Source organism: Fundidesulfovibrio putealis DSM 16056, from assembly GCF_000429325.1.
GTDB lineage: Bacteria > Desulfobacterota > Desulfovibrionia > Desulfovibrionales > Desulfovibrionaceae > Fundidesulfovibrio > Fundidesulfovibrio putealis.
In genome coordinates this window covers 395,653-408,468 of sequence record NZ_AUBQ01000005.1, presented here as the reverse complement: position 1 = coordinate 408,468, position 12,816 = coordinate 395,653, and the positions used below count along the sequence as shown (strand labels likewise).

General features: G+C 65.7%; 9 protein-coding genes and 1 tRNA gene. 9 read left to right on the top strand and 1 reads right to left on the bottom strand.

Going from position 1 to position 12,816, the window contains the following annotated elements:
- Positions 1 to 37 precede the first annotated feature (37 nt).
- Positions 38 to 126 (bottom strand) — tRNA-Leu (locus G453_RS0107220).
- A 128-nt stretch (positions 127 to 254) separates the two neighbouring features.
- On the opposite strand from G453_RS0107220, the gene G453_RS0107215 reads away from it, so the two are divergent.
- From G453_RS0107215 to G453_RS22880, 9 genes are all read left to right on the top strand, one after another.
- Entirely contained in the window at positions 255 to 1,562 is a 1,308-nt protein-coding gene (locus tag G453_RS0107215) for an alkaline phosphatase family protein (protein ID WP_027190507.1), read from the top strand.
- Between the two features lie 7 nt (positions 1,563 to 1,569).
- On the top strand, positions 1,570 to 3,786 hold the full coding sequence (locus G453_RS0107210) for an ATP-dependent helicase (protein ID WP_043644762.1): 2,217 nt from the start codon (positions 1,570 to 1,572) through the stop codon (positions 3,784 to 3,786).
- 61 nt (positions 3,787 to 3,847) lie between these two features.
- The gene (locus G453_RS0107205) at positions 3,848 to 5,839 is read left to right on the top strand and encodes a SpoIIE family protein phosphatase (protein WP_027190505.1); all 1,992 of its coding nucleotides are present in this window, start codon (positions 3,848 to 3,850) and stop codon (positions 5,837 to 5,839) included.
- Positions 5,839 to 6,084, top strand: a complete 246-nt coding sequence (locus G453_RS22890; protein WP_043644759.1) for a hypothetical protein — start codon at positions 5,839 to 5,841, stop codon at positions 6,082 to 6,084. The genes G453_RS0107205 and G453_RS22890 overlap by 1 nt, the downstream gene beginning before the upstream one ends.
- Positions 6,085 to 6,216: 132 nt before the next feature.
- A complete protein-coding gene (locus G453_RS0107195; protein WP_027190504.1) occupies positions 6,217 to 6,615 on the top strand; it encodes a response regulator in 399 nt (132 codons plus the stop codon).
- A gap of 41 nt (positions 6,616 to 6,656) precedes the next feature.
- The gene (locus G453_RS0107190) at positions 6,657 to 7,421 is read left to right on the top strand and encodes a M15 family metallopeptidase (RefSeq protein ID WP_027190503.1); all 765 of its coding nucleotides are present in this window, start codon (positions 6,657 to 6,659) and stop codon (positions 7,419 to 7,421) included.
- A 202-nt stretch (positions 7,422 to 7,623) separates the two neighbouring features.
- The gene (locus tag G453_RS0107185) at positions 7,624 to 8,301 is read left to right on the top strand and encodes a CerR family C-terminal domain-containing protein (protein ID WP_027190502.1); all 678 of its coding nucleotides are present in this window, start codon (positions 7,624 to 7,626) and stop codon (positions 8,299 to 8,301) included.
- A complete protein-coding gene (locus G453_RS22885) occupies positions 8,298 to 9,569 on the top strand; it encodes an MFS transporter (protein ID WP_051271943.1) in 1,272 nt (423 codons plus the stop codon). Before G453_RS0107185 ends, G453_RS22885 begins: the two co-directional genes overlap by 4 nt.
- Positions 9,570 to 9,721: 152 nt before the next feature.
- Positions 9,722 to 12,574, top strand: a complete 2,853-nt coding sequence (locus G453_RS22880; RefSeq protein WP_051271941.1) for an ATP-binding protein — start codon at positions 9,722 to 9,724, stop codon at positions 12,572 to 12,574.
- Positions 12,575 to 12,816: the final 242 nt, after the last annotated feature.

The following is a 12,816-nucleotide window of genomic DNA, read 5'->3' as shown; positions in this document are numbered from 1 at the left end:
GAAATCGGCCTGTTTCATGTCTAACATATTGAAATCATGGTGCCCGAGGCCGGACTCGAACCGGCACGACCCTTTCGGATCAAGGGATTTTAAGTCCCTGGTGTCTACCAATTCCACCACTCGGGCGTGTGGGAAGACGGTACTTCTAGCCTTGCCCGGCTGGCTCGTCAATCGAGGGGCCGTTTTGCCGGGCTGCGTCCGTTCGCCCCTCTCGCCTCTTGGCCCTTTGCCCTCGTGCTGATATGGGATGCCCCATGCACGATCAACTCAATGGGCGCACACGCCTCGTGGTTCTCGGCCTGGACGGACTGCCCTTCTCTCTCGCGCAATCGCTCTGCCGTGACGGCTCACTGCCCAATCTGGCGACGCTGGCCCTCTCCTCCAACGCCCGCGCCATCCGCGCCGAACTGCCCGAGCTGTCCCCGGTGAACTGGGCTTCGTTCGTCACCGGCAAGAACCCCGGCGGGCACGGCGTGTTCGGGTTCTCGCAGATCGATCCGGCCAGCTACGCCCAGTCGCTGGTGGACTCCTCGGCCATCAAGGCCTCCTCGATTTTCGAGCGCATGGGCGAGAAGGGCCTGACCTCCAAGGTGCTGAACCTGCCCGGAGCCTACCCGGCCAAGCCCATCCCCGGCATGATGGTGGCCGGGTTCGTGGCGCACGACCTGCAAAAGGCCGTACATCCGCCCTTCCTGGCGGGAATCCTGGCCGGCGAGGGCTACGTGCTGGAGGCCGACACCACGCGCGGCGCAAAAGACCCGGACTATCTGCTCTCCCAGGTGCGGGCCACGCTTCGCTCGCGCGCAAGAGCCCTGGAACTCTTCTGGCCGGACCTCTCCTGGGACCTGTTCATGCTGGTGCTCACCGAGACGGACCGGCTGTTCCATTTCTTCTATCCCGCCGTGGCCAATCCGCAGCACGCCCTGCACGGGGCCTTCATGGAGTTTTTGGCGGAGTGGGACCGCGTGATCGGCCTGGTGCTGGAGCGGTTTGACGCACTGAAAGGCCCCAAACGCCTCATCGTGCTGGCCGACCACGGCTTCACCGAGTGCATAACCGAAGTGGACCTGAACGTGTGGCTCATGTCCCAGGGTATCCTGACGCTGAAGGACCGGGGGACCAACGAGTACGACAGCCAGGCCATCGCCCCGCACGAGTCCGCAGCCTTCGCCCTGGACCCGGGCCGCATCTTCATAAACGTCAAGGAACGCTTCGCGCGCGGCGTCTTCCACCAGTACATCGCCGACAAGTTGAAAGACGAGCTGAAGGCCTCGCTGATGGAACTCAGCCATGAGGGCAAGCCCATCATGGCCGCCGTGCACGATCCGCGCGAGATCTACTCCGGCCCCTTCACCTTCAAGGCTCCTGACCTGATCTGCGAGGCGCGCCCCGGCTACGCCCTGACCGGCAAGTTCGACCGGCTCCAGCTCTGCGGCCTGCACGGACGCTTTGGGGTGCACACGGCTGGCGACGCCTTCTATTACGACTCGCAGGGCAGCTCGCCCGCCACGGTCAGCGAGGCCGGACGCGAGATGTTCACGTATTTCGGGCTGGAGGCGTAAGAACGCCATGCCCATAGACTTCAAGAGCCAGCTGAACCCGGCCCAGCTCGAGGCCGTGATGGCCACCGACGGGCCGGTGCTGGTCATCGCCGGAGCCGGTTCCGGCAAGACGCGCACCCTGGTGCATCGCCTCGCCCGGCTGGTGAGCCTGGGCGTTGAGCCCTCCTCCATCCTGCTGCTCACCTTCACCCGCAAGGCCGCCACGGAAATGCTCCACCGCGCCGAAAAGCTCCTGGGCATGGCCCTGGGCGGCGTGCAGGGCGGCACGTTCCACGCCTTCTCCTTCGCCACGCTCAGGCGTTATCCCCAGGCCGTGGGTTATCCCGGATCGCTGACCATCATGGACCGGGGCGACGCGGAAGACGTCATGGGGCTGGTGATGGGCGAGAAGGGCCTGGGCAAGGGCGACAAGAGCTTCCCCAAGAAGGGCTTCGTGCTGGAGCTCATCGGCAAGTCCCGCAATAAAGAATTGTCCATCCACGAGGTGCTCTCGCGCGAGTCCTACCAGCTCCTGCCCCACGCCTCGGCCCTGGAGCAGCTGGCCGAGGGCTACGAGGAATACAAGCGCAACCACGGCCTGCTGGACTACGACGACATGCTCTTCACCCTGGAGCGCGTGCTGGTGGAGAACCCGGAGCTGCTGGAGGCGCTTCGCGCCCGCCACCGCTACATCATGGTGGACGAATACCAGGACACCAACATGGTGCAGGCGCGCCTGGTGAAGCTCCTGGCGGGCGAGGCGGGCAACGTGATGGCTGTCGGCGACGACGCCCAGTCCATCTACGCCTTCCGTGGGGCCAACGTGGAGAACATTTTGTCCTTCCCCCGCATCTACGAGGGCACGCGCGTGGTGCGCCTGGAGCAGAACTACCGCTCCACCCAGCCCATCCTGGACCTGACCAACTCCATCCTGAGCCAGGCCAAGGACCGCTTCGAGAAGAACCTCTTCACCGACCGCACCGAAGGCCCACTGCCCGAGATCGTCAAGGCCTACTCCGACCAGACCCAGGCCAAGCTGGCCGCCGACCGCATCCGCGAGCTGCGAAAGCGCTACATGGCCTGCGAGATCGCGGTGCTGTTTCGGGCCGGGTACCAGTCCTACGCGCTGGAGCTGGCGCTGAACAAGGAAGGCATCGCCTTCCAGAAGTACGGGGGCCTGCGCTTCTCCGAGGCCGCCCACGTCAAGGACGCCGTGGCCTACCTGCGCGTCCTGCACAACCCGCGCGACGCCGTGGCCTGGAAGCGCGTGCTCACCCTGGTGGACAAGATCGGCGAGAAGACCGCCATGAAGATCGCCGCCGCCGTGCGCGACAACGATCAAGGCGTGTTGGCCGCCCAGCGCAAAAAGAACCCCGGCCTGGAGGCCCTGTTCGCGTTCCTCGAAGACCTGCGCGCCGATCCGGGCGGGCCTGCCGCCCTGCTGGACCGGGCCGTGACCTTCTACACGCCCACGCTCACGCATCTGCACCCCGAGGACTTTCCGCGCCGCCTGGCGGGACTTGAGCAGCTGGGGCAGATCGCCGCCACCTACGCCCACATGGAGCAGTTCCTGGCCGACCTGGCCCTGGAGAACCCGGCGGAGGAGCAGAAAGGCGTCCGGGAGGACGCGGTGGTGCTCTCCACCGTGCACTCGGCCAAGGGGTTGGAGTGGCCCGCCGTGCTGCTTCTGGATCTGGTGGACGACCGCTTCCCCTCGCGCCACGCCCTGGCCCGGCCCGAAGATCTGGAGGAGGAACGGCGGCTTCTGTACGTGGCCTGCACCCGCGCCAAGGACGAACTGACGCTCTTCGTGCCCGGCACCATCTACAACCGCGCCGGGGGCGGCTCCCAGCCCGCCATGCCCAGCATCTTCGTGCGCGAACTGCCGCGCGCCCTGTATTCGGAGCTGCGCGAGACCTTCTCGGGCAGCCTGACCGCCGCGTCGGCGTCTTCGAGCTCGTCTTTCGGATCGTCCAGCGGAAACTGCGGCTGCGGCTCCCCGACGCGCTTCGAATCACCAAGGCGGACAACGTCGTTACACGCGCCCATCCCGGAACCTGAAGCCCGCTCGGCCCTGGCCTCCTCGCCCTCGGCAATGGGCGACGGCCCCCTGGGCTTCTGCCAGCACCGCATCTTCGGGCGCGGCAAGGTGGTGGCCCGCCTGGACGACGGCAAATGCAGGGTGAACTTCCCGGGGTTCGGCATGAAGGTCATCCTGAGCGAATACCTGGAGATGGAGCCATGAGCCACCTGAGCATCCCGAATCAACCGTCCGCCCCCAAGGCTACGAGGCAGGGAGAAGCGCCGTGAGCGTCCGGGCCAAGCTGTTCCTGCTGCTCCTGGCCCTCTCCGTCCTGCCTATTCTTTTTTTGCGCGTAAACGGCCACTTCGCGGTCAAGCACCTCACCCAGGACCTGATCGCCCGCAGCCAGCACACGCTGGTGGCCAAGGCCAAATCCCAGATGCTCACCATGGTGGAGGACCACGCCGAACTCTGGCGCCGCCAGGGGCTGCTGCTGGAGCAGACCCTGCGCTTGCAGGCCTCCGAGGTGGAGAAGGCCCTGGCCGCGCAGTCCACGCCTGATCTCTCCGTCCGGCTGGCCGAGGCCTACCGCAAATCCATGAGCATCCCGGTGCGGGAAACGGTCGGCCAGCTCACCGTGTTCGCGGACGGACGCCTGGAAGCTTCCGCCGAAGTGAAGCTCCCCAGGCGTTTCGACGGGCGCGAGGCCGCCTGGTACCAACTGGCCATGCGCGAGAACGGGGCCGTGTGGACCGCGCCGGTGATCGATCCGGTCACGCGGCGCATCGGGGTCACGCTGTCGGTTCCCGTGCGCGACGCCTCGGGGCAGGCCGTGGGCGTCACGGCGGTGATGGCCCCCCTGGCCATCGGCGGCATGAGCTCGGTGCACACCTCCAGCCTCTCGGATCGCCTGCGCACCTATCTGGTGGCCTACGACCACCCGGACTCAGCAGTGAAGGGGTTGCGGGTCATCGGGCGCACCGACCCCCAGGACGGCGGCGAAGCGCCCGAGGGCGGGCACGGCAAGGGGCGGCGCATGGGCATGATGGGCCTGGCCGAACCGGTGTGGCTCACCCCGGACGACCCGCAGGAGCTGCGCAACATCCTCGATGACCTGGGCAAAGGCATGAGCGAGGTCCGCCAGGCGGAGCTTGGCACCAAGGATTTCATCTGGGCCTACGCTCCCGTGGGCGTGAAGGGCATGGCCCTGGTGCTCTCCGCGCCCAAGACAGACGTGGCCGCCGACGCCGTCCGGGCCTCCGAGTACATCAAGGAACGCGTCCAGACCCAGATGGGCCAGACGCTGGTCATGTTCCTGGCGGCGCTGGCGGTGGTCGGCGTGGCCGCGCTTTTCGTGTCGCGCTCGTTCACCCGCCCCCTCTCGGACCTGGCCGACATGGCCGACCGCCTGGGCGAGGGCGACTTCTCCGTGCGCGTCACGCCATCGGGCGGGCGCGAGTTCATGGAACTGGGCAAGGTCTTCAACGAGATGGTCCCGGAGATTGAGGAAAGCACGCGCCTGAAGCAGGCCATGGTCCTGGCCCGCGAGGTGCACCAGCGGCTCATACCGGACGAGATGCCCGCCCTGGCAGGGCTCGATCTGGCAGCCGTGAGCATCCCCTGCCAGGAGACCGGGGGCGACTCCTTCGACGTGATCCCCGCCGCCCACGACAACCCCGACCGCACCGCCCTGCTGGTGGGGGACGTCACCGGACACGGCCTGGACGCGGCGCTCCTGATGGCCACGGCGCGGGCCTATCTGCGCATGCGGGTGCGCCAGCCCGGCACGCCCGCCCAGGTGATAACCGACGTGAACCGCTTCCTGTCCCTGGATACGGGCGACACGGGCCGGTTCATGACGCTCTTCTACCTGGAGGCCAACCCGCGATCAAACATCATGCGCTGGGTGCGCGCCGGGCACGACCCGGCCATCCTCTACCGCGCCGCCACGGACGACTTCCAGGAGCTGGGCGGGCCGGGAATCCCGCTGGGCGTCCTTGACGACCGGACCTTCCAGGAGAACTCGCAGCCCATGCCGCAATGCGGCGACGTGCTGCTCATCGGCTCCGACGGCCTGTGGGAGGCGCGCGGGCCGGACGGCTCCATGTTCGGCAAGGAGCGCGTGCGCGCCGTCCTGCGCGAACACGCCCCAAGCACCGCGCAGAACATCCTGGACACGCTGCTTGCCGCCTGGAACGACTTTCGCGGGGACGTCCCCGCCGAAGACGACGTGACCCTCATGGTGATAAAGACCGTCAAAACCGGAGACGCCTGATGCCTACGCTGGAAAAAGACGCGCGGTTTCTTTTCTGTCCCCTGCTGACCACGCCCGACGGCAAGCTGCGCTTCTGCCAGGGCGCTCAGTGCATGATGTGGCGCTGGATGGGCGAGGAGGACGGCGAGAGCGCCCCCGGCTTCTGCGGGCTGGCCAGCGCCCCGGTGAGCGCCGCGCGCCTGTCGCGCACGGGGGGCTTCCTGAACGCGGCCCCGCCGAAAGATTCCGGCAATCCCTTCGGCTAGCGGGGCCTTCGTCGGGCAAAGTCCTGCCTTGAAATGAAACGTGACGCCCGTCTGGGTCCTGATCGGGATACTTCAGGTCCCGTTTTGACACCATCCGGGTGAACATGTATGTGCGCGCGGGTTGGAGTAACCATGCGCGCGCTCATCATAGACGACGATCCGTTCACACGCCTCTATTTCGAGGAAGTCCTCGCCCCCCACGCCAGCACCATCTCGGCCGCCAGCGGGGCGGAGGGCCTGTGCGCGTTCGCCCAGGCCATCGAGGAGGAGAAACCCTTCGACGCCGTGCTGGTGGACATCTGCATGCCCGGCATGGACGGCCACCAGACCCTGCAGAAGCTGCGCAACCTGGAGCGCGAGGCCGGGGTCCGGGGGGAAGCCGAGGCCGCCGTGGTCATGGTCTCGGCCCTCAGCGACTCGCGAAACGTGAACCGGGCCTTTTTCCAGGGAGGAGCCATGAGCTTCCTCACCAAGCCGGTCACACCCGATGTTTTGGTGGACGAACTGCGCAAGTTCGGCCTGATCTCCTGAAAAGCGTCATCATCCTTTTTCGTTCCGCAGTGGAGGGCGCCGTGCGCACCATCTTTCTGGCCATCCTGTTCGTCCTGTCCTTCTCGTCCGTGCCCGCCACCGCCGCCGAGGGCCTGCCTGCGCGCTTCGTGTATCTGCGTGACGTGGCCCCGGACATCGTCCAGGACATCCGCTACGCCGGGTGGCACAACTTCCTGGGCCGCCCGGTCAAAGGCTACGACGCCCCCGAGTGCATCCTCACCCTGGAAGCGGCCAATGCCCTCAAAGCCGTGCAGGAGGAACTGAACGCCTCGGGCTTCGGGCTCAAGGTCTACGACGGCTACCGCCCCAAGCGCGCCGTGGCCGACTTCGCGGCCTGGAGCAAGGCCATAAGCGACCAGATCGCCAAAAACGAGTTCTATCCCGCCGAGGACAAGAAAGACTTTTTCGACAAGGGCTACGTGGCCCTGAAATCGGGCCACTCGCGCGGCTCCACCGTGGACCTGACCATAATCCCCTGGCCGCCGCGCCCCGGCGAGTCCTACACGCCGGGCCAGGAGCTCAAGCCCTGCACCGCGCCCTACGACGTGCGCTTCAACGACGGCGCTTTGGACATGGGCACAGGGTTTGACTGCATGGACCCCAAATCAGCCCCGCTGTCGAACGACGTACCCCTGGTGGCCCGGCACAACAGGCTTCTGCTGCGCACCCTCATGGAAAAACACGGGTTTGCGCCCTACGAGGCCGAGTGGTGGCACTTCACACTGAAGAAGGAGCCCTTCCCGGACACCTATTTCGACTTCCCGGTGGCCGCGCCCGCCAAATAGGCCGCCCCCCCAAACGGCTCCGCCCGTTGCGGCCATCCCGCAGCGCGCACAACAACTCCAGCCCCCGGACGCCAGCCAATGGCGTCCGGGGGCTTTCTTTGCCTGCGCGCCTGATTCCCGCGCCCCCAAACATTTAAAACAAACGATTGACTAAGTTCCTGGCCGGGCATACCTGAGCGTCTCGCATCGTCAAGGAGACGCCATGACCGCCCGAACCGACCAGCGCACCCTGCGCGGCCAGCGCACCCGCGAACGCCTCATCGAGGAAGGCCTGCGCCTTTTCGCCCAAAAAGGCTTCGAGGGGGTCTCCATCCGCGAGCTGGCCACGGCCTGCGAGGCCAACTCCGCAGCCGTCAGCTTCCACTTCGGTGGCAAGGCTGGCCTCTACGCCGCCGTCATCGACCACGTGGCCGAGAGCCTGGCCGCCATCTACGCGGACACCCTGGCCCCGGCCAGCGGCCTTGCCCCCGAAGCGCCGCGCGAACAGGCCGCCCAGGCCGCCGGGGACATGCTCACCCGGCTGGTGACCAAGGTCCTCACCGTCAAACGATCACTCTGGATGAGCCTGCTCATCCAGCGGGAAATGGTCGCCCCGAGCGAGGCCTTCGAGCGCATCTACGCCCAGGCAATCCTCCCCGTGGTGGAGGCCTACGCCCGCGTTATCGCCCAGGCCACGGGCCGCGAGGAGCACAGCCTGGAGGCCCGCACCCTGGCCTTTGGCCTCTTCGCCATGGTCAGCGCCCTGTCCAGGAGCCGCACGGCCTTCCTGCAGTGGACCGGCCTTGAAACCTACACCCCGGATAACGCGGCGCAGATCGCCCGCATCGTCTCGCAATTCGCCCTGCACGGCGTCACCGGCCAGGAGCCCGCAGACCAATGAGCCATCCGTCAGGCGGCCCCCGCCTCTTCTCCTTCGAGTTCGTGACCCTGTGCCTGCTGGTGTTCTTTATCTACTGCAACACCACGGTGTTCTACAGCCTGGACGTGTACCTGGGGATGCTTGGCATCGGGCAGGAGTGGCGCGGATTCCTCATCGGCGCGTCCTCGCTGTCCACCATCGCCTTTTTCCTGGTGCTGAGCCCCCTCATGACCGTGCGCCGCGCCCCGCCCTGCGCCTGCGCCGGGGCGGTTGTGCTCATGATCTGCGGCTACTGCTACCTGCGCGCCGCTTCGCCCATGGAGATACTGGCGCTTCGCCTGGGCAACGGCCTGGGGTTCTCGCTCATGCTCACCTCGGCAACCACGCTGTTCGTGCGCATCATCCCGCCGGGGCTGTCGGGGAGGGCCTTCGGCCTGTATTCCCTGGCCGGACTCCTGCCCTTCTGCGTGGTCCCTGCGGCCTTCGACCCCTTCACACGCAATCTGGAGCAGATGGCGCAGGGCTACATGCTCATGTCGCTGTCGCTTCTGCCCGCGCTGGTGCTGATGCTCACGGTGGGGCGGCGCATCGCCGGGAAGGTCGCGGCGCGCGAAGCCGCAGCAAACCAGGATGCCCTGGGGACGACGGGCTCTCCCGGAGCTGTCCAGACGGATGATCGCCGGGATAGCGTCGTCACCTTCCGGGGCATGCTGCAAAACGCCGCCCTGCCCCCGGTGGCCATGATGCTGTGCATGACCACCCTGTACCTGATCATGTTCAGCACGGTGTTCTTTTTGACCAAAGCCTTCTTCCAGGCCCGGTCCATCGCCAACGTGGGCACGTTCTTCAGCATCCAGATGGGCTGCATCATGATCATACGGCTTCTGGCCATGAACCTGTTCGACAAGGTGCGCAAAACGCGCCTGATCATGCTGGCCTTCGCCCTGGCCGGGGCTGGCTGCGTGCTCACCGCAACGGCAGGCGGCCCCGTGCAGGCCTACGCCGCCGCCCTGGTGCTGGGCGCGGGCATGGGGGTCGGGTCCCCGATGCTCAACTCGCTCATGTTCTCCATCTCGCACAAGCGCTTCCAGGCCGTGAACACCAACCTGCTCAGCATGTTCCAGCAGATGGGCAACTTCCTGGGGCCTATACTCGGCGTCTGGGCCACGCAGCTTATGGGGGATGCGGGCTTTCTGGCAGCCGGAGCCGCAGCCAGCCTTGCGGCATTCATCCTGTGCGCGGTGTTCGCCCGGAAGGGATTCGACCAGCCCAGGAACGTCCCGGATTGATTATTAGAACATCCAAATATGCCGTGCCGCGCCAGATCTGCACCGAGGCCTGACAAATACCGTCCTGACTATTTACAAACGCCAAACAAAAGAGGATATGAATGTACACATGATTCAGATCGAGCCTAGGGAACTTTGCAAAGGATTATGCAATGGGTCAAGCGTCCGAAAACAGCACCAACCATACCATGGCCGTCCACATTTCGGACAACAGCCCGGATTTCAAAACGCTTTTTGAATCCTCCCCTGGCCTTTTCCTCGCTCTCGACAATACGCTGCGCATCGTGGCCGTAAGCGACGCATACCTCAACGCCACCAAGACCGTGCGCGAGGGCATCCTCGGCAAGGGCATCTTCGAGGTATTCCCGGACAACCCGGACGACCCTGCCACCGAGGGCGTGCGCAACCTGAACGCCTCGTTGCACCGCGTCCTGCAAACCCGCGCCCCGGACGCCATGCCGGTGCAGAAATACGACATCCGAAAGCCTGAAAACGAAGGCGGCGGCTTCGAGACCCGCTTCTGGAGCCCCCTCAACTCGCCGGTGCTGAATCCCGACGGCTCGCTGGCCTACATCATCCACCGGGTGGAGGACATCACCGACTTCGTCCAGGTCAAGCAGCGCGGAGTGGAACAGTCCCGCCTGACCCAGGAAATGCTCGCGCGGGAAACGCAGATGGAGGCCGAGATCTATTCACGCGCCAGGGAAGTCGCCGAGGCCAGCGCCAGCCTCAAGCAGGCCAACGAAGAGATCACCCGCCTGTATCAGAAAACGCGGGAGTTGGATGAGCTCAAGACCCAGTTCTTCGCCAACGTCAGCCACGAACTGCGCACGCCCCTGACCCTGATACTTGGCCCCATCGGCAGACTGTTGTCACTGCCGGACCTGCCGGAACACATCCACCACGACCTGGGCATGATGCAACGCAACGCCCGCCAACTCTACCGCCACGTGAGCGACCTGCTGGACGTCGCCAAAGTCGAGGCGGGACGAATGGATGTCCGCTACAGCGATGTGAACGCCGCCCATCTCGCATCCCTGACCGCCTCGCACTTCGAATCGCTCGCCCAGGACATGGGGATACGCTTCTACGTCCGCACGCCCCCGCAGCTAACGGCCCAGCTGGACGCCGAGAAATACCAGCGGATCATACTCAATCTGCTGTCCAACGCGTTCAAGTTCACTCCCCAGGGAGGGGAAATCGTCCTGAATCTGACCATGAAAGCCGACGTCCTCGTCCTGCGGGTGGAGGACAGCGGGCCAGGAGTGCCGCAGGGCATGCGCCAGGCCGTGTTCGAGCGGTTCAGGCAGGCCGAGGGCGACGCCTCCCGGAGGTTCGGCGGCACGGGACTTGGCCTGGCAATCTGCAAGGAATTCGCCGAATTGCATAAGGGGAGCATCGCCTACGGAGCCTCTCTCCTGGGCGGAGCCTCGTTTACGGTGTCCCTGCCGCTGGCCGCCCCGCCTGGGGCCGTCATCCAGCGCTCCACGGTCTTTCTCGATGATACGCTGACGCAACAGGCCGGGCATGAACAGACGACCGGCCCAGCGCCTGCGCAGGGCTGTTCCCCAGCAGTCCTGCCGGATGCGGGCCTCGTGCTCATCGTCGAGGACAACGCGGACATGAACGCCTTCATCCGGCAGTCCCTGGAGGCCAGATACCGCACCGCCAGCGCCTTCAACGGCCAGGAAGGGCTCGAAATGGCCCTGCGCCTGAAACCCGACCTCATCCTGACCGACATGATGATGCCCCTGGTGACCGGCGACCGGATGGTGCGCGAGATGAGGCTGCACCCGGAACTCGACGAGGTCCCCGTGATCATGCTCACGGCCAAGGCCGATGACGACGCCCGGCTCTCGCTGCTGCGCGAAGGCGTCCAGGACTACATCACCAAGCCCTTTTCGGTTCAGGAACTCCTGGCCAAGGCCGATAACCTGATAAAGAACAGCAAGCGCCACGCAGCCGTGCTGCGCGAGAACCAGAAGCGCTTCCAGGCCACCTTCGAACAGGCCGCCGTGGGCATCGCACACGTTGGGCTCGACGGGCGCTGGCTGATGGTGAACAACAAGCTGTGCAGCATCACAGGGTACTCGCCGGAGGAAATCCGGCTGCTGACCTTCCAGGACATCACCCACCCGGACGATCTCGACGCCGACCTGGCCTTGGTCGCGCAGGTGTTGTCCGGGGAAATCAAGACCTACTCCATCGATAAACGCTACGTCCGCAAGACCGGGGAACACGCATGGGTGTGCCTCACCGTGTCGCTTGTCCGGGACGACGCAGGGGAACCGCAGTATTTCATCTCGATGGTGGAGGACATCCAGGCCCGCAAGAACTCCGAAGAGGCCCTCCGGCGCTCGCTGGCCGAGAAGGAAACGTTGCTCAAGGAGATCCACCACAGGGTGAAGAACAACCTCCAGATCATCACCAGCCTGATCGCCCTGCAGTTCGACGACGCCTCCGGCCCCGAAGAGGCCGAACGCGCCGGACAGCTCTCCGCGCGCATCAGGTCCATGGCCCTCATCCACGAACAACTCTACAAGTCCGGGAGCCTGACCGCCATCGACATGGCCCCCTATATCGCCAGCCTGGTGGACAGCGTCACAGCCGCGTTCAGCACCCGGGTCGGCATGGTGGAAGCCCACGTCAACGCCGAGCCGGTCACCCTGGGAATCGACAGCGCCGTGCCCTGCGGCCTGCTGCTGAACGAACTGGTCACCAACGCCCTGAAGCACGCCTTCGCCGACGGGCGAAACGGCATGCTCGGAGTGTCCCTCTCCGCCAGCGACGGGCGGGCCGTGCTGGTGGTGCAGGACGACGGCCCCTGTTTCCCGGAGAGCCTGGACATGGACGAATCCCAGAACCTCGGCTTGCAGTTGGTCTCGGAACTCACCCGGCAGCTCAGGGGCGAGCTGCGCATGTCCTGCGCCCCGGGAGCCAGGATGGAGCTGAGCTTCCCCATCGGCAGCGCAGCCGAGGAGGCGCGGCTGGTCCCGAAAGCCTGACGCAGGGCGGCAGAGTCAGACGAGCGGGGGCTCTCAGGCCGTCGCGAGAACCGATGATCTCCACCCCGGCGCGCCGCTGGGGGATTAGGCTGGACACGCCCCGCGCACCATTCCCGTTGACATGCCCTTCCAGGAGTCGATATAAATATTCACAGACCGTCAGGCTGGATGACCATTGCTTGCCTGCGCGGCTTCGTTGCCACGCACGTTGAGCGACAATTAGGGCTGGCCGCAGGAATCCG